The sequence below is a fragment of the Paracidovorax wautersii genome (assembly GCF_900113035.1).
In the GTDB taxonomy this organism is placed as follows: domain Bacteria; phylum Pseudomonadota; class Gammaproteobacteria; order Burkholderiales; family Burkholderiaceae_C; genus Paracidovorax; species Paracidovorax wautersii.
Genome location: NZ_FONX01000012.1, coordinates 77,859 through 94,510, shown reverse-complemented (window position 1 = coordinate 94,510; position 16,652 = coordinate 77,859). Strand labels below are relative to the sequence as shown.

Genomic DNA, 16,652 nt, shown 5'->3' with positions numbered 1-16,652 from the left:
CCCCTCAGGGCCAGCCCCATGCAGCACGCTCACTCCCCCCAAGCCGCTCCCCGCGCCGGCTTCTGGCACGACCCGGCACTGCCCTTCGCCGAGAGCCGCCGGGCCGTCCGCAGCCGCGCCTGCTACCGCATGCACACGCACACCACGCTGTCCATCGGGGTGGTGGATGCGGGCCAGAGCGTTTTCACATCGCAGGGGCGGAGCATCCGCCTCGCGGCGAGCGCGCTGGTCGTCGTGCCTGCCGGCTGCGCGCATGCCTGCAACCCCGCTCCTGGCACGGCCTGGAGCTACCAGATGCTCCACCTGGACGCTGGCTGGGCGGACCGCACCCTCGCTGCGGCCGGATTTCCGCCCTGGCCGCGCCACGCGCTCGTGCTGCACGATGCGGCCGCCTACCAGGCGTTCGACGCCCTCAACCAGCGGCTTTTCTCGGACGCATCCGCCGTGGACAAGGCAGCCTCGCTGGCGCGCTTCGTCACCGGCGGCTCCTGGCGGTGCGGCGACGCGTTGCTGCTGGAGCCGCAAAGCAGCGGCGCCACAGCCGTGGCCCGCGCGCAGGCGCTGCTGCAGGGCGACCCCGCCCGCGCGTGGCCGCTGCCCGCACTCGCGCAGGCCGTGGGCCTCTCGCCCCGCGCCCTGGTGCGCGCCTTCAAGGCAGCCACGGGGCTGACGCCGCATGCCTACCAGCTCGACCTGCGCGTGAACGCCGCCAGGGCGCAGCTGCGCGCCGGGAATGCGCCTGCCGACGTCGCGCACGGCCTGGGCTTCTACGACCAGAGCCACTTCCACCACACCTTCCGGCAGCACGTGGCGGCGACGCCGGGCGACTACCGGCGCTGACGTACGGGCGATCGGCCCTCGATAGGTGGCTGGCCGTGGGCCCACCCTGGAGCGCTGCCCCGGCCGCCGCAGCGCGTGTCCTTTTTTTCCAATACAGGCCGAACGCCCCCCGCCAGACTGCACGCAGCGCGGCACCCGGCTGCGCGCAACGTTCCAGGCACTGCTTTGCTCGACACCTTTCTCCTCGTGGCCGGCGCCCACTTTCTCGCCCTGCTCAGCCCCGGGCCGGACTTCTTCCTCATCGTGCGCACTGCCCTGCTATACGGCTGGCGGCGCGCGGCCGGCGTGTGCACGGGCGTGGCGCTCGCCAACGGGCTCTTCATCGCCCTCGCCTGGACAGGCGTGGCCGCCGTGCGGCCGGGCACTACCGCCTATGCAGCGCTGCAGTGGGGTGGCTGCGGCTACCTGGCCTGGCTGGGCTGGTGCCTGCTGCGCTCTCCGGGCACGCCGATCGCACTCGATGGCGCCGCGCCGGCCGCGGCAGCGGCGCCGGCCCCGGGCTGGGCGCGGGCCATGCGCATGGGGCTGGCCAGCGGCCTGCTGAACCCGAAGAACGCGCTGTTCTACGCCAGCCTGTTCACGCTGCTGGCCGGCGTCCCGCGCGGCGTGCAGGCGCTGTACGGTGCATGGATGGTGAGCGCCGTGCTGGGCTGGGATCTGCTGGTGGCGGCAGCGGCGGGCCATCCCGCGGTGGTGCGGCGGTTCGCACGGCGCCTGCGCTGGATCGAGCGCGGCACCGGGGACGTGCTGCTGGCGATCGCCGCGGGCATCGCCGTGCATGCGGTGCGTTGATGAAGTGAGCGAGCAAGCGCCCCTGCGGCGTGGCTCCGCTCCTACGCGCGCTCCCCGCGTGCGCCGACGGCAGCATCGAGCCCGCGCGCCTATCGTTGGTCCACCGGCACAGGCTGTCCGTGCCGCCCCATTCCATTCAGGAGGAACCCATCATGCTCAAGTACGCCATCATCTTCGCCCTCATCTCCCTCGTGGCCGGCGCGCTGGGCTTCACGGGCGTGGCAGCCGGTGCCGCAGGTATCGCCAAGGTGCTGTTCGTCCTGTTCCTGGTGCTGGCGATCGTATTCGTGGTGCTGGCCGTGATCGGCGTCGGCGCCGCCCGCAAGGTGCTGAAGTAAGGCCCGCGGCATGAGCACGCCAGGCGCTGCGGCCACCAACATCTTCGAGGCGCTGCGCGAAAGCCATGAGATCCAGCGCAATCTGGTCCGCCAGGTGCGAGAAACGCATGGCGACACGCCCGAGCGGCAGGCGCTTTTCGGGCAGCTCAAGCGTGAGCTGGCCGCGCACGAGCTGGCCGAAGACCGCCATTTCTACCGGCTGCTGATGGAGCACGACGGGGGCATCGACCTCTCGCGCCACGCCATCGCCGAGCACCATGCGCTCGACGAACTGGTGGAAGATCTGGAAGCCGCCGATCCGTCCAGCCCCGCATGGCTGGCCATCGCCAGCAAGCTGGGCGACAAGGTGCTGCACCATCTCAAGGAGGAAGAGCACCGCTTCTTCCAGGTCGCCGGCAAGCTGCTGACAGAAGGGCAGAAGCGCAGCCTGGCACGGGACTACCTGCAGACCTACGACGAGGCCAAGGGCGAGGCCGCCACGGCCTGAACACGTTCTTACAGCCCCCGCGCCGAGAGCGACAGGTGCCGCCGGAATTCCGGCCGCAGCCGGTAGAGCTGCGCCGGCCGGTGCGCGCCGCCGCTGTGCAGCGCGCCGGGCACCGGCTCCAGCATGCCCAGCTCGTCCATCTTGCGGCGAAAGCTCACCTTGTTGAGCGGCTCGCCGAGCACCGATTCATAGACGGCCTGCAGCTGCGGCAGCGTGAACTGCTCGCTGCACAGGTACACCGGCAACGACGAATACTGGCTCTTGCTGCGCACCCGCTCCAGCGCCACCTGCACGATCTGGCCGTGGTCGAAGGGCAGCGCCGGCAGCTCGTCCACGCCCACCAGGGCTGCGCCGCTCGCCAGCGCATCGGCCGGCAGCAGGTGCTCGGGCACCAGCGCGCAATAGGCCACGGCGACGGACCAGCCCCGCGGGTCCCGCGCAATGCCTGAGAAGGTGGCGAGCTGCTCCAGATACGGGCTCTGCAGCCCGGCCTTGTCCCGCAGCACGCGCGCGGCGCTGGCCTGGGCGTCGCTGTCTTCCTGCGCATGGATGTAGCCGCCCGGCAGCGCCCACGCACCGGCGAAGGGCGCCTTGTCGCGCCGCACCAGCAGCACGTGCAGCGCACCGGCCCGCAGGGTCAGCAGCACGACATCGACGGTGCAGAGGATGGGCGGCGGCAGAGCGGCGGGCATGGCTGGCGGGGTAGGCAAAGGGGAGGCTGGGGAAACGGGTTTCGATCATCGATGGACGAAGGAGCGTACCACCGCACCGCGCAGAAGCGGCCTATTCCCTCGGCTCCTACGCTCTGCAACATCTTTTCGCCAAGCATCCCAGCCACTTAGTTGCACTAATGAACTAACCAATCTACACTGCAGCCATCGCAAAACAGGAGGCCCGCCATGACCCGCACCGTCCATCTTCTGGCCATCGATCCGCAGAACGATTTCTGCGACCTGCCCGCAGACTGGCAGCCGGGCCATGCGCCCACCGGGCGGGCGGTGGCGCCTTCGTTGCCCGTGGCCGGCGCGCATGCCGACATGCAGCGGCTCGCGGCCTTCCTGCAGGCGAACGCGCAGCGCATCGACGCGGTGACGGTCACGCTCGATTCGCACCAGCGCTACGACGCGGCCCACCCCGGCTTCTGGCGCAGGGGCGACGGCGGCGCGGTCGCGCCGTTCACGCCCATCACCGCGCAGCAGGTGCGCGGCGGGCAGTTCGCCCCGGCCGATGCCGCAGCGCTCCCCCGCGTGCTGGCCTACCTGGATGCCCTGGAAGCGCAGGGCCGCTACACCCTGATGGTGTGGCCCGTGCACTGCGAGATCGGCAGCTGGGGCCATGGCCTGCATGCCGACGTGCTGGCCGCCTGCGGCGCGTGGCAGGCCGCCCGCCAGCGCGCCGTGCAGCATGTGTTCAAGGGCATGAACCCCTGGACGGAGCACTACAGCGCCCTGCAGGCCGAGGTGCCGGACCCGGCCGACCCCGCCACGGCGCTGGACACGCGCCTGCTGCAGCGCCTGGGAGAGGCCGACCTGCTGCTGATCGGCGGCGAGGCCAGCAGCCACTGCGTGCGCGCCACCACCGAACACATCGTGCAGCACCTGCCCCGCCTGCAGCCGGGCTGGACCGCCGCGCGCATCGTGCTGCTGACGGACTGCATGAGCCCGGTGGCAGGCTTCGAGGCGCAGCACGGCGCCTTCCTGGAGGCGATGCGCACCCAGGGTGCGCAGCTGGCCGATTCGAGCCAGATCCGTCTCTAGCCCTTGCCCCGCCTGCGCACCCCGCTATCACAACAGAAGCAACCGGAGACCTGCGCCATGCGCCCCGTGATCACCAGCCTGCTCGACACCGACCTCTACAAGTTCACCATGTGGCAGGCGCTGCTGCACCGCCACCCGCAGACGCAGGCCGAGTACCGCTTCGTGTGCCGCAACCGGCCGGCCTATCCGCTCGCCGAGCTGGTGGACGAGGTGAACGCCGCGCTCGACGAGCTCTGCGCGCTGCGCTTCACCGCCGCCGATCTGGACTACCTGGGCGGGCTGCGCTTCCTGCAGAGCGACTTCATCGACTTCCTGCGGCTCTTCCAGTTCCAGCGCGGCTTCATCGAGGCGCGGGCCGAGGGCGAGCACCTGCGCATCGTCGCGCGCGGCCCGCAGGTGCATGTGATGGGCTTCGAGATCTTCGTGCTGGCTATCGTCAACGAGCTGTATTTCCGCCGCGTGGACCAGGCCGGCGCCCTGTCGCAGGGCCGCGCCCGGCTCGCGGCCAAGCTGGAACGCCTGCGCCGGCTGGCAGGCGAGGCGCCCTGCCGCCACCCCTTCGAGATGTTCGACTTCGGCCTGCGGCGGCGCTTCAGCGGCCCCTGGCAGCGCGAGGTGGTGCAGACCCTGGCGCAGGAGGCGCCGCAGTGGTTCAAGGGCACCAGCAGCGTGCTGCTGGCGCGCGACCTGAACCTCGTGCCCATCGGCACCATGGCGCACGAATACCTGCAGACCTACCAGTCGCTCGGCGTGCGGCTGCGCGACTTCCAGCAGGCCGCGCTGGAAGACTGGGTGCAGGAATACCGCGGCGACCTGGGCATCGCGCTGACCGACACGGTGGGCATGGACGCCTTCCTCGCCGACTTCGACCTCTACTTCGCCAAGCTCTTCGACGGGCTGCGGCACGACTCGGGCGACCCCATCGTCTGGGGCGAGAAGGCGCTGGGCCACTACGCGCGCCTGCGCATCGACGCCCACGCCAAGCGGCTGGTGTTCTCCGACGGGCTGGACGTGGACCGCGCCATCGCCCTCTACCGCCACTTCGGCGACCGCGTGCAGCTGGGCTTCGGCATCGGCACGCAGCTGACCAACGACATGGGCGATGCGCCGCAGCTGCAGCCGCTGCACATCGTGATGAAGATCACGCGCGCCAACGGCCAGCCGGTGGCCAAGCTCTCCGACAGCCCGGGCAAGACGCTGTGCGACGACGAGACCTTCCTGGCCTACCTGCGCCAGGTGTTCGGCATCGCCCCGCCCGCGCAGGCCCTGCAGTTCCGCTGAATCCCGCCACAAAGGACACCGCCATGCTCCGCATCACCCTGGCCCAGCTCAATCCCACCGTCGGCGACATCGAAGGCAACGTGCAGCGCATGGAGGCCGCCGCACGGCAGGCGGCGCAGGAGCGTGCCGACCTCGTCGTCTTTCCCGAACTCTCGCTGTGCGGCTACTACCCCGGCGACATGCTGGACGAGCCGGCTTTCCTCGCCCGCATCGACGCGGGCCTGGCCGCGCTGCGCACCGCCTCGGCCGCCCTGCCCTCGCTGCACTGGGTGGTGGGCGCGCCCACGCGCACGCAGGGGCCGGGCAAGCGCCTGCACAACGCGCTGCTGGTGCTGCAGGCCGGCGAGGTGCGGCTGCACTACGCCAAGCAGCTGCTGCCCACCTACAACATCTTCGATGAGCGCCGCCACTTCGAGCCAGGCCCGGACGTCGCCAAGGTGCTGCGCATCGCCGGCGCGCAGGTCGGCTTCCTGATCTGCGAGGACGGCTGGAACGACGCCCAGGCCGACTACGCCCACAACCCGCTGCTGCGCATGGCCGACGCCGCGCCCGACGTGGTCGTGAGCATCAACGCCAGCCCCAGCCACATCGGCAAACGGGAGCAACGCCACCAGGTCTTCGGCGGCGCGGCACGCCGGCACGGGCTGCCCATCGTCTATGTGAACCAGGTGGGCGGGCAGGACCAGATCGTCTATGACGGCGCGTCTTTCGCCGCCGAGCCCGCGGGCGGCGTGGTGTTCGAGGCCAGGCGCTTCGCCGAAGACATCTGCACGCTGCAGCTCTCGGCCGATGGCCGCTTCAGCCTGGGCGACGGCACCGCCCCCGCGCCCGTGCCGCAGCAGGGCCTGCCCACGATGGAGTTCTACCGCCAGCAGATCGTGCTGGGCCTGGCCGACTACGCGCGGCGCTGCGGCTTCACGCAGGCCGTGGTGGGCAGCTCCGGCGGCATCGACAGCGCGCTCACGCTGGCGCTGGCCGCCCAGGCGCTGGGGCCGGAGAACGTGGTGGGCATCACCATGCCCTCGCGCTTTTCCAGCAGCGGCTCGGTCGATGATTCGGTGCAGTTGTGCCGCAACCTCGGCGTGGCGCTGCACACCCATCCCATCGCCGAGCTGGTGGCGGGCTACGCCCGGCAGTTCGAGGCCTCGTTCGCCCAGCCCCTGGCCGGCCTGCCGCTGGAGAACCTGCAGGCGCGCATCCGCGGCACCACGCTGATGGAATATTCCAACGCCTTCGGCCACCTGCTGCTCACCACCGGCAACAAGTCGGAGATCTCGGTCGGCTACTGCACGCTCTACGGCGACACCAACGGCGGCCTGGGCCTGATCGGCGACCTCTACAAGACCGAGGTGTTCGCCCTCGCGCGCCATGTGAACGCGCAGGCCGGGCGCGAGCTGATCCCGCAGGCCATCATCGACAAGGAGCCCTCGGCCGAACTCGCCCCCGGCCAGCGCGACGTGGACAGCCTGCCGCCCTACCCGGTGCTCGACGAGATCCTCAAGCTGCTGATCGAGGGCGAGGGCCTGGCGCAGGACGAGCACGCCGCCGCCCGCGCCTTCGTGCAGCGGCTGGAGCAGGACGAAGCCGGCCGGGCCCTGGTGCAGCGCGTGCGGCTGCTGGTGGCGCGCAGCGAATACAAGCGCCGCCAGGCCCCGCCCATCCTGCGCGTGCGCGCCAAGGCCTTCGGCAACGGGCGGCAGATGCCGATCGCCGCCGTGTACCGCTGAGCGCGAGCCCCGGCGACGGCGTTCATTTGCGTCAAAATGCCCCGCAGCGCTTGTTCCGCCAGCGCATGCCGCTCACTTTTTTGTAGAGACAGATCCACCCCTCCCGCACCGGCCCGACCGCCTGGGCCCCGTGGGCAACCGCCTCCCCCTTCGCGCATGTACGACACCGCCATCCTCATCGGCCGTTTCGAGCCCGTCCACCACGGCCACCTGGCGCTGCTGCGGCAGGCACTGGAAAGCGCCCCGCAGGCCATCGTCATCATGGGATCGGCCTGGCAGGCGCGCTCGCCCAAGAACCCCTTCGCCTGGACCGAGCGCCAGGCCATGCTGCTGGACGCCCTGCCCGCCGCCGAACGCGCCCGCGTCACCGTGCTGCCGGTGCGCGACCACTACAACGAGGCGCGCTGGGTCGCCGCCGTGCGGCAGGCCGTGGCGCAGCACACCGCGCCCGGCGCGCGCATCGGCCTGGTGGGCCATTTCAAGGACGCCAGCAGCAGCTACCTGCGCGCTTTTCCCGGCTGGCAGCTGATCGCCGCCGAGCGCCAGGGCAGCATCGACGCCACCGCCATCCGCGATGCCTACTTCGGCGCCGCCGATGCGCAGGACGTGCCCCGGGCGCTGCAGCCGCTGGCCGGGCAGATGCCTGCGAGCACGCTGGACTTCCTGCAGCGCTTCGCCGCAGATCCCGCCTACGCCGCGCTGCAGCAGGAATGGCGCATGCTGCGCGACTACCGCGCCGCCTGGGCCGCGGCGCCCTACCCGCCCGTCTTCGTCACCGTCGATGCCGTGCTGCGCTGCCAGGACCAGGTGCTGCTCATCCGCCGCGCCCACGCGCCCGGCAAGGGCCAGCTGGCCGTGCCCGGCGGCTTCCTCGAACAGCGTGAGACCGTCTGGCAATCGTGCCTGCGCGAGCTGCAGGAAGAAACCCACTGCGCCCTGCCCGAAGAGCGCATGCGCGCCGCGCTGCGCGAGGCCACCGTGTTCGACCACCCCGACCGCAGCCAGCGCGGCCGCACCATCACCCACGCGCACTACTTCGACCTGGGCGCCGACGCCTTTCCCGCCGTGCGTGCCGACGACGACGCGGCCGAAGTGCTGTGGATGCCCATCGAGCGCCTGGCCGGGCTGGAGGACGCCTTCTTCGAGGACCACTTCCACATGCTCGACCACTTCCTGGACATCACGGGCCAGAGCGCCTGAAACACCTGAAGCGCCCGAAGCACCTGCATCGCGGGTTTACGCCAATGCCTCCATTGGCATCGTTCAGCCCTCAAAAGTGATTGGATCGTTATCGCTCGTCTTCCTACACTGCGCCGCACCCGGACCCCACCGGATGCCGGGCCCACAACAAGGAGGAGACGAGAGACATGCACCACCGATCAGCATCCACCACCCGCCGCGCCCTGCTCGGCACGGCCGCAGCCACCACGGCCTCCGGCCTGCTCGCGCCGCTGGCCGCCCTTGCGCAGGGCAGCGCCGGCGCCTGGCCCGCCAGGCCCGTCTCGCTGGTCGTCGGCTACCCGCCCGGCGGCCTGACCGACGTGGGCGCGCGCGCCATCAGCCGCAGCCTGGCCCAGTCGCTGGGCCAGCCCTTCACGGTCGAGAACAAGCCCGGCGCCTCGGGCAACATCGCGGCCGCCGAGGTCCACCGCGCCGCGCCCGACGGCTACCGCCTGCTGGTGGCCAACACCAGCCTCACGATCAACCCGCACACCTACGACTCGCCGTCGCCCAACCCGAACGACTTCACGCCCATCGGGCTGATCCTCGAATCGCAGCTGGTGCTGTGCGTCCACCCTTCCTCGCCCGCGAAGGATCTGGCGGGCTTCGCCGCCTGGGTCCGGCAGGGCGCGGCCTCCGGCGGCTTCAGCTATGCCTCGGCGGGCAGCGGCGGCAACACGCACCTGGCCATGGAATACCTGCGCGAACGCGCCGGCCTGCCGGCCATGACGCAGATCCCCTACAAGGGCAGCGCACCCGCCATCCAGGACCTGGTGGGCAACCAGGTTCCCTGCCTGATCGACGCGGCCTCGCTGCTGCTGCCCTTCATCCAGAGCGGCAAGCTGCGGCCCATTCTGGTGACCGGCGCCACGCGGCTGCCCGCCTTGCCGCAGGTGCCCACGGCGCAGGAACTGGGCCTCAAGCATTTCGACGTGACCGTCTTCGTGGGCCTCTGGGGCCCGCCCCGGCTGCCTGCCGACATCGCACGCCGCACCAACGCCGCCCTGGCCACGGCGCTGGCCGATCCGGCCGTGGCCGGCCCCATCACCAAGAACGGCGATCTGGTGGGCGGCGGCGGGCCCGAGCGCCTCGCCGCGCTGACGCGGGACAGCTACCAGCTCTGGGGCGACATCGCGCGGCGCAACGGCATCAAGGCCGGCTGAAGCCAGGCCGCACGCCCCATGGAAAAAGACCCGGCCGCGGGGCCGGGTCTTTTTTTGTCAGATACGGCCTGCGGCATCCCGCAGGCCTTGTGTGCGCTCGCTCAACGCGAGAGTGCGTCCTGCGTCGCCGTGTCCAGGCGGCCGGTGACGGGAATGCCCTTGTCCTTCTGGAATTCGCGCAGCGCCCTGGTGGTGCGCGGGCCGGCCGAGCCGTCGGGCGTGCCGACGTTGTAGCCCAGGCTGCCCAGGCGGTCCTGCGCCTCACGCATCGACATGGACGCACCAGCGCGGGTCTGCGAAGGAGCGGCCGAGCCGTCCACCGTCAGGCGGCCGCCGCCGCCCAGGCCCTGTCCTTGAACGCTCTGCGCCTTGTAGTTGCGCAGGGACACGACCATCTGGTTGTAGGCATCCATGAAGGCGGCGGCGATGACCTTGCCTTCCGGGGTGTTCTGGTAGCCGCCCAGGCTGCCGCCTGCGGAATTACCGATCAGCTTGCCCAGGCCAGCGAAGTCGCTCTTGGACGCGCTGCCTTCGGAGGCCGACACCTGCACGCCGGAGCGGTTGTCCACCAGGGTCAGCATGGCGCTGGCCTCGCGCGTCTTCAGGCTGCCGCTCAGTTGCGCCAGCGCGGAGCCGCGGCTGCCCAGCAGGCCGCTCAGGGCGCCGCCGATGCCGCCGGCATCGCCGTTGGAGAAGACCACTTCGGGCGACAGACCGTAGTCGGACGCCACCACCTGGCCCCGACCGTAGTTGCTGCCGCCGCGCATCTCGCCCGAACCCATGAGCTGGCGCTCGCGGTCCATCGCGCGCATGCCGGTCGCGCTGCGCTCGACCACGACGAAGCAGTTGGACTGCTGGATCATCAGGCGCAGCAGGTTGGCGGTGGGCGGCAGCTTGTATTCGTTGCGCAGGATGGTGTACCAGCCGGCGTCCTGGTTCTCGACCAGCGACACCGTGCCCATCGGCGCGGAGCACTTCTGCAGCTCGGAGTTCTCCCCCGAGGCACTGGCGCCGCCGGCCGCGCCGGTGGCGACGGTCTTGGCATCGGCGCTGCCCATGCGCATGTTGGTGGTTTCGCAGCCCGACAGCAGCGCGGCGGCAGCGCAGGCAGCGGCCACGAAGGTCAGCCGGGTGCGCAGCGCCGGGGCTGACGATGCGGCGGGAGAGGAGGCGGATTGGAATCGGAGCGTCATGGCGTGTTGCGGCAGGTGGAATGGTGAAAGCCGCTGGACGTTAGCCGGCCCCCCCGGGCCGCCACAACCCTACCTGAGGGGGGGTGCTGTAACACTTCATGAACGCCCTCATGTGCCATCGGCCGCCTGGGCCGCAATGCAAGCCGCCGTCAGTGCCCGACCGGGCGCCCCACGGCCGCCGGGTCGTGATGCACGCCGAAGCGTTCCACGAGCTGGGCGCTCGACTGGTCCAGCCCCCCCACATCCACCTGGGCACCGCCGCGGCGCAGCTTGAGCACCACGCGGTCCAGCGCCTCCACCGAGGTGAGATCCCAGAAACGGGTCTGGCTCACGTCGATGCGCACGCGCTCGGGCTTTTCCTGGAAGTCGAACCGGCCGACGAACCGTTCCGCCGATGCGAAGAACACCTGCCCCGTGACGACATAGGTCCGCTGCCGGCCATCGGGCGACTGCAACGAGGTGACGTCGAGGATGCGCCGCACCTTGTGCGCGAAGAACACCCCCGAGAGCAGCACGCCCGCGAGCACGCCCTGGGCCAGATCGTGGGTGGCCACCGTGACGACGACCGTGGCCAGCATCACCACGCTGGAGGTGCGGGGATGGACGGCCAGATCGACGACCGAGCGCCAGTTGAAGGTGCCGATGGACACCATGATCATCACGGCCACCAGGGCCGCCATGGGAATCCGGCGCACCCACGCGCCCAGGAACACCACGAGGATGAGCAGCACGACGCCCGCCGCCAGCGTGGAGAGCCGCCCGCGTCCGCCCGACTTCACGTTGATGACGGACTGGCCGATCATGGCGCACCCCGCCATGCCGCCGACGAACCCGGCCGCGATGTTCGAGACGCCCTGGCCCACGCACTCGCGGTCCTTGCTGCTGGTGGTGTCGGTCATGTCGTCCACGATGGTGGCCGTCATCAGCGATTCCAGCAGGCCCACCACGCACAGCGTGGCCGAATAGGGCAGGATGATCCGCAGCGTGTCCCACGTCAGCGGCACCTGCGGCAGCAGGACGCGGGGCAGGCTGTCGGGCAGCTGGCCCATGTCGCCCACGGTGCGGATCTCCAGGCCCAGGGCGATGGACACGGCCGTCAGCACCACGATGGCCACCAGCGGCGAGGGCACCGCCCGCGTGAGCTGCGGCAGGCCGTAGATGATGGCCAGGCCCGCCGCCGTCATGGCATAGACGTGCCAGCTCACATGGGTCAGCTCGGGCAGCTGGGCCAGGAAGATCAGGATCGCCAGCGCGTTGACGAAGCCCGTCACCACCGAGCGGGAGACGAACTGCATCAGCTGCCCGAGCCGCAGCCAGCCGGCCACGATCTGCAACACGCCCGCAAGGATGGTGGCCGCCAGCAGATAGTCGAGCCCGTGCTGCTTCACCAGCGTGACGATGACCAGCGCCATGGCGCCCGTGGCAGCGGAGATCATCCCCGGGCGCCCGCCCACGAAGGCGCTGAGAGTGGCGATGGCGAACGAGGCGTAAAGCCCCACTTGCGGGTCCACCCCCGCGATGATCGAAAAGGCGATGGCCTCGGGAATGAGCGCGAGCGCCACGACGATGCCGGCGAGCAGATCGCCCCGGACATTGGAGAACCAGTCGGTTCGGAGAGTTTGAAGAGACATGGAGATACCCCGCCCCGGCAACTGCGGGGCGACAACGCGCGCACCGGGCAGGTCGCGGCCCAGTGCGGACAAGGAAAGAAACGGGAGTGGCCACTCAGCCCCTGCGGGAAGGGCTGCGGACTACAAAGAGGTGGCGCAAGGCCGGGGACAGCCGCCGAAAGCGGCACGCGTCAGGGCGGGGTGACGGAATGGAAATGGCCGCGAGGCATGGCGGCGCTCCGGTATTGCACCGGAAATTCGACGATGTGCTGGATGCCTGCCATGCCGTGATTCTAGATACCGTGATGTGCGGGCGCGGCTCCAGGGCCGCCGGTGACCCTGATGCGGCAGGGGGCTGCGCCCTCGCCCGGGCGGCCTTGCCGGCAAGCGACCGCCACGCCGGTCCCCATGGAGGCAAAGCGGCGCTCTACGACTGGCACGGCCAGCAAACGTCACCCATCCGTCGCACCCCATCTTGAAAATAGGACGAATGCCCGTATCATTAGCACTCGATGCCGGTGAGTGCTAACAACACGCTCCGGCTGCCATCCCGGGCGCCGGCCCCGAGCCGGTGTCCTCTTGTTGAGACCGCAGTCCTTTTTTGAACCAGGAGAGATGCAAATGAATCTTCGCCCCCTGCACGATCGCGTGATCGTCAAGCGCATTGAAAGCGAAACCACGACCGCCTCCGGCATCGTGATCCCCGACAACGCTGCCGAAAAGCCCGATCAAGGCGAAGTCCTGGCCGTCGGCCCCGGCAAGAAGAACGACAAGGGCGAAGTCGTCGCCCTGAACGTGAAGGTCGGCGACCGCGTTCTGTTCGGCAAGTACTCGGGCCAGACCGTCAAGGTCCACGGCGACGAGCTGCTCGTGATGAAGGAAGACGATCTGTTTGCAGTGGTCGAGAAGTAATTCTTCTCCCTCGCGCCAGACACTCACATTTCCATAGCTGCTCGCCCTTGATTCACAAGCGCTGGCAGCTGATTTGATCCAAATTTTTGTAGGAGCCAAACATGGCAGCAAAAGACGTAGTTTTCGGCGGCGAAGCCCGCGCCCGCATGGTTGAAGGCGTGAACGTTCTGGCCAACGCGGTCAAGGTCACCCTGGGCCCCAAGGGCCGCAACGTGGTGCTCGAGCGCTCCTTCGGCGCCCCCACCGTGACCAAGGACGGCGTGTCCGTGGCCAAGGAAATCGAACTCAAGGACAAGCTGCAGAACATGGGCGCCCAGCTCGTGAAGGAAGTGGCCTCCAAGACCAACGACATCGCTGGTGACGGCACGACCACCGCCACCGTGCTGGCCCAGGCCATCGTGCGCGAAGGCTCCAAGTACGTGGCCGCCGGCCTGAACCCGATGGACCTGAAGCGCGGCATCGACAAGGCTGTCGTCGCCCTGGTGGAAGAGCTGAAGAAGGCTTCCAAGGCCACGACCACCTCCAAGGAAATCGCCCAGGTGGGTTCGATCTCCGCCAACTCCGACGAATCCGTGGGCAAGATCATTGCCGACGCGATGGACAAGGTCGGCAAGGAAGGCGTGATCACCGTCGAAGACGGCAAGAGCCTGGACAACGAGCTGGACGTCGTGGAAGGCATGCAGTTCGACCGCGGCTACCTGTCGCCCTACTTCATCAACAACCCCGAAAAGCAAGCCGCGATTCTGGACAACCCCTTCGTGCTGCTGTTCGACAAGAAGATCAGCAACATCCGTGACCTGCTGCCCACGCTGGAGCAAGTCGCCAAGGCTGGCCGTCCGCTGCTGATCATCGCCGAAGAAGTCGAAGGCGAAGCCCTGGCAACGCTGGTGGTCAACACCATCCGCGGCATCCTGAAGGTCGTGGCCGTCAAGGCTCCTGGCTTCGGCGACCGCCGCAAGGCCATGCTGGAAGACATCGCCATCCTGACGGGCGGCAAGGTCATCGCTGAAGAAGTGGGCCTGACGCTCGAGAAGGTCACGCTGGCCGACCTGGGCCAAGCCAAGACCATCGAAGTGGGCAAGGAAAACACGATCATCATCGACGGCGCCGGCGCTGCTGGTGACATCGAAGCCCGCGTCAAGCAGATCCGCATCCAGATCGAAGAAGCCACCAGCGACTACGACCGCGAAAAGCTGCAAGAGCGCGTGGCCAAGCTGGCCGGCGGCGTGGCCGTCATCAAGGTCGGTGCTGCCACCGAAGTCGAGATGAAGGAAAAGAAGGCCCGCGTGGAAGACGCCCTGCACGCTACCCGCGCTGCCGTGGAAGAAGGCATCGTGGCCGGTGGCGGCGTGGCTCTGCTGCGCGCCAAGCAAGCCGTGGGCGACAAGGTCAAGGGTGACAACGTCGACCAGGAAGCCGGTATCAAGCTGGTGCTCAAGGCCGTCGAAGCGCCCCTGCGCGAGATCGTCTACAACGCCGGCGGCGAGCCCTCGGTGGTCGTGAACAAGGTGCTGGAAGGCTCCGGCAACTTCGGCTTCAACGCTGCCAACGACACCTACGGCGACATGCTCGAGCTGGGCATCCTGGACCCCACGAAGGTCACCCGCACCGCTCTGCAGAACGCCGCTTCCGTGGCCTCGCTGCTGCTGACGACCGAAGCCATGGTCGCCGAAGCACCGAAGGACGACGCTCCTGCCGGCGGCATGCCCGACATGGGCGGCATGGGTGGCATGGGCGGCATGGGCATGTAATGCCCGGCTGAGCCTCGCTCACCACGACGAAAGGGCCGCGCAAGCGGCCCTTTTTTCATGGGCGTCCCGGTGGGCTCGTGGCCTCTTCCGGGACGGGCGCCGCGGGGCGCCGGAATCTCGTCAGAACTGCTCGCGCAGGGCCCGGTAGAGGGCCTGGAAGCGCGCATGCCGCGCCGCATGGCCTGCCGCATCCGCAGCGGCGGGATCGAAGCGCTGGCGCGGCTGCGGCAGCGCGCAGACCTCCGCCACGGGGCCGCCATCGGCCAGCCAGGCCAGCCGCGCCGCGCCCAGGGCTCCGCCCGTTTCGCTGCCCTCGTAGAGCGTGAGCGGCACCTGCAGGATGTCGGCCAGCAGCTGACCCCACCAGGCGCTGCGTGCGCCGCCGCCGACCAATGCCATTTCGCGCAGCGGCATGCCGGCGGGCAGGCGCAGGGTATCCAAGCCATCGCGCAGGCCGAAGCTCACGCCCTCGACGACCGCATAGGCGATCTCGGCCGGCCCGTGCGCATGCGTCAGGCCGAACAGCACGCCCTGCGCGCCCGCATGGTTGTGCGGCGAACGCTCGCCCGAGAGATAGGGCAGGAACAGCGGGCAGCGCCCGCGCTGGGTGACGGTGGCCGCGGCCTCCAGCAGCGCGGCCTCATTGGCGAAGCCGAAGGTCTTGCCGGCCCACTGCACGGCGCTCGCTGCCGACAGCATCACCGACATCTGATGCCAGCGCCCGGGCAGCGCATGGCAGAAGGAATGCATGGCCTGCGCCTGGTTGGGCAGGAAGCGGTCGGTGGAGACGAACACCACGCCCGAAGTGCCGAGCGAGACGAAGCCCTGCCCCGGCTCGACCAGCCCCATGCCGACGGCGCTGGCCGCGTTGTCGCCGGCCCCGCCGGCGATCACCACCTGCTCGCCCAGGCCCCAGCGCTTGGCGAGCTCGGGCAGGAGGCGCGCCGAGGGCTCGCTGCCTTCGACCAGGCGCGGCATGTGCGCGCGGGTGAGGCCGGTGGCCGCCAACAGCGCATCGGACCAGTCGCGCGCACCCACGTCGAGCCAGAGCGTGCCCGCCGCGTCCGACATCTCGCTCACGGCCTCGCCGCTGAGCATGAAGCGCAGCCAGTCCTTGGGCAGCAGCACGCGGGCCGTGCGGGCGAAGATCTCGGGCTCGTGCTCGCGCACCCAGAGGAGCTTGGGCGCGGTGAAGCCGGGCATGGCCAGGTTACCGCTGATCTCGCCCAGGCCCGGCACGGCGCGGGCCAGGGCCTCGCACTGCGCGGCGCTGCGCCCGTCGTTCCACAGGATGGCCGGGCGCAGCACGGCGCCGGCCGCGTCCAGCAAGGTGGCGCCATGCATCTGGCCCGACAGGCCGATGGCGCGCACCGCCGCCAGCTCGGCCGGATGCGCGCTGCGCAGCGACTGCATCACGGCCTCCAGCGCGTCCCACCACTGCGCTGGCGATTGCTCCGACCACAGCGGCTGCGGGCGCTGCACGGTGAGCGGCGCCCGCGCCACGCCCACGATGCGGTGGTCGGGCGCCAGCAGCAGCGCCTTGAGTTCGGAGGTTCCGAGATCGATGCCCAGGTACACGC

15 protein-coding genes are annotated in these 16,652 nt (G+C 69.9%); 11 read left to right on the top strand and 4 right to left on the bottom strand.

Annotated features, from left to right (window positions below; genetic code table 11):
• Window positions 1-18 precede the first annotated feature (18 nt).
• The 4 genes from BM070_RS16790 (at window position 19) to BM070_RS16775 (ending at window position 2,457) form a co-directional block, all read left to right on the top strand.
• Window positions 19-840, top strand: coding sequence for an AraC family transcriptional regulator (locus tag BM070_RS16790; RefSeq protein WP_092940489.1), 822 nt, complete (start codon window positions 19-21; stop codon window positions 838-840).
• A 165-nt stretch (window positions 841-1,005) separates the two neighbouring features.
• Entirely contained in the window at window positions 1,006-1,632 is a 627-nt protein-coding gene (locus tag BM070_RS16785) for a LysE family translocator (protein ID WP_092940488.1), read from the top strand.
• 152 nt (window positions 1,633-1,784) lie between these two features.
• A complete protein-coding gene (locus tag BM070_RS16780; RefSeq protein WP_092940487.1) occupies window positions 1,785-1,970 on the top strand; it encodes a DUF1328 domain-containing protein in 186 nt (61 codons plus the stop codon).
• Between the two features lie 10 nt (window positions 1,971-1,980).
• Window positions 1,981-2,457, top strand: coding sequence for a hemerythrin domain-containing protein (locus tag BM070_RS16775; RefSeq protein ID WP_092940486.1), 477 nt, complete (start codon window positions 1,981-1,983; stop codon window positions 2,455-2,457).
• An 8-nt stretch (window positions 2,458-2,465) separates the two neighbouring features.
• On the opposite strand, the gene BM070_RS16770 is transcribed toward BM070_RS16775, so the two are convergent.
• Complete coding sequence (locus tag BM070_RS16770; protein WP_092940485.1) at window positions 2,466-3,149, bottom strand: NUDIX hydrolase; 684 nt, start codon at window positions 3,147-3,149, stop codon at window positions 2,466-2,468.
• Window positions 3,150-3,356: 207 nt separating this feature from the next.
• Here BM070_RS16770 and BM070_RS16765 point away from each other — a divergent pair, with 207 nt between their 5' ends.
• From BM070_RS16765 to BM070_RS16745, 5 genes are all read left to right on the top strand, one after another.
• Window positions 3,357-4,214 (top strand): cysteine hydrolase family protein, encoded by an 858-nt coding sequence (locus BM070_RS16765; protein ID WP_092940484.1) that lies wholly within the window; start codon window positions 3,357-3,359, stop codon window positions 4,212-4,214.
• A gap of 57 nt (window positions 4,215-4,271) precedes the next feature.
• Complete coding sequence (gene pncB, locus BM070_RS16760; RefSeq protein WP_092940483.1) at window positions 4,272-5,495, top strand: nicotinate phosphoribosyltransferase; 1,224 nt, start codon at window positions 4,272-4,274, stop codon at window positions 5,493-5,495.
• 23 nt (window positions 5,496-5,518) lie between these two features.
• Window positions 5,519-7,222 carry an NAD+ synthase gene (locus BM070_RS16755; RefSeq protein WP_092940482.1) on the top strand — a complete coding sequence of 568 codons (1,704 nt, stop codon included), beginning with the start codon at window positions 5,519-5,521 and terminating at the stop codon, window positions 7,220-7,222.
• Window positions 7,223-7,378: 156 nt separating this feature from the next.
• Entirely contained in the window at window positions 7,379-8,422 is a 1,044-nt protein-coding gene (locus tag BM070_RS16750; protein ID WP_092940481.1) for a bifunctional nicotinamide-nucleotide adenylyltransferase/Nudix hydroxylase, read from the top strand.
• A 167-nt stretch (window positions 8,423-8,589) separates the two neighbouring features.
• Window positions 8,590-9,606, top strand: a complete 1,017-nt coding sequence (locus BM070_RS16745; RefSeq protein ID WP_092940480.1) for a Bug family tripartite tricarboxylate transporter substrate binding protein — start codon at window positions 8,590-8,592, stop codon at window positions 9,604-9,606.
• A 101-nt stretch (window positions 9,607-9,707) separates the two neighbouring features.
• On the opposite strand, the gene BM070_RS16740 is transcribed toward BM070_RS16745, so the two are convergent.
• Together BM070_RS16740 and BM070_RS16735 are read right to left on the bottom strand one after the other, a co-directional pair.
• Entirely contained in the window at window positions 9,708-10,799 is a 1,092-nt protein-coding gene (locus BM070_RS16740) for a peptidoglycan-binding protein (RefSeq protein ID WP_092940479.1), read from the bottom strand.
• A 149-nt stretch (window positions 10,800-10,948) separates the two neighbouring features.
• Window positions 10,949-12,430, bottom strand: a complete 1,482-nt coding sequence (locus BM070_RS16735; RefSeq protein ID WP_092940478.1) for a SulP family inorganic anion transporter — start codon at window positions 12,428-12,430, stop codon at window positions 10,949-10,951.
• Window positions 12,431-13,030: 600 nt separating this feature from the next.
• Here BM070_RS16735 and BM070_RS16730 point away from each other — a divergent pair.
• Complete coding sequence (locus BM070_RS16730) at window positions 13,031-13,321, top strand: co-chaperone GroES (RefSeq protein WP_056660833.1); 291 nt, start codon at window positions 13,031-13,033, stop codon at window positions 13,319-13,321.
• A gap of 101 nt (window positions 13,322-13,422) precedes the next feature.
• Window positions 13,423-15,072, top strand: a complete 1,650-nt coding sequence (gene groL, locus BM070_RS16725; RefSeq protein WP_092940477.1) for a chaperonin GroEL — start codon at window positions 13,423-13,425, stop codon at window positions 15,070-15,072.
• Window positions 15,073-15,192: 120 nt separating this feature from the next.
• On the opposite strand, the gene xylB is transcribed toward groL, so the two are convergent.
• The gene (gene xylB / locus BM070_RS16720; RefSeq protein ID WP_092940476.1) at window positions 15,193-16,650 is read right to left on the bottom strand and encodes a xylulokinase; all 1,458 of its coding nucleotides are present in this window, start codon (window positions 16,648-16,650) and stop codon (window positions 15,193-15,195) included.
• Between the last annotated feature and the right edge of the window lie 2 nt (window positions 16,651-16,652).

Coding starts and splice junctions, on each gene's coding strand:
- BM070_RS16790 (WP_092940489.1), top strand. CDS start 19: ATGCAGCACGCTCACTCCCCCCAAGCCGCTCCCCGCGCCGGCTTCTGG.
- BM070_RS16780 (WP_092940487.1), top strand. CDS start 1,785: ATGCTCAAGTACGCCATCATCTTCGCCCTCATCTCCCTCGTGGCCGGC.
- BM070_RS16775 (WP_092940486.1), top strand. CDS start 1,981: ATGAGCACGCCAGGCGCTGCGGCCACCAACATCTTCGAGGCGCTGCGC.
- BM070_RS16770 (WP_092940485.1), bottom strand. CDS start 3,149: ATGCCCGCCGCTCTGCCGCCGCCCATCCTCTGCACCGTCGATGTCGTG.
- BM070_RS16765 (WP_092940484.1), top strand. CDS start 3,357: ATGACCCGCACCGTCCATCTTCTGGCCATCGATCCGCAGAACGATTTC.
- pncB (WP_092940483.1), top strand. CDS start 4,272: ATGCGCCCCGTGATCACCAGCCTGCTCGACACCGACCTCTACAAGTTC.
- BM070_RS16755 (WP_092940482.1), top strand. CDS start 5,519: ATGCTCCGCATCACCCTGGCCCAGCTCAATCCCACCGTCGGCGACATC.
- BM070_RS16750 (WP_092940481.1), top strand. CDS start 7,379: ATGTACGACACCGCCATCCTCATCGGCCGTTTCGAGCCCGTCCACCAC.
- BM070_RS16745 (WP_092940480.1), top strand. CDS start 8,590: ATGCACCACCGATCAGCATCCACCACCCGCCGCGCCCTGCTCGGCACG.
- BM070_RS16740 (WP_092940479.1), bottom strand. CDS start 10,799: ATGACGCTCCGATTCCAATCCGCCTCCTCTCCCGCCGCATCGTCAGCC.
- BM070_RS16735 (WP_092940478.1), bottom strand. CDS start 12,430: ATGTCTCTTCAAACTCTCCGAACCGACTGGTTCTCCAATGTCCGGGGC.
- BM070_RS16730 (WP_056660833.1), top strand. CDS start 13,031: ATGAATCTTCGCCCCCTGCACGATCGCGTGATCGTCAAGCGCATTGAA.
- groL (WP_092940477.1), top strand. CDS start 13,423: ATGGCAGCAAAAGACGTAGTTTTCGGCGGCGAAGCCCGCGCCCGCATG.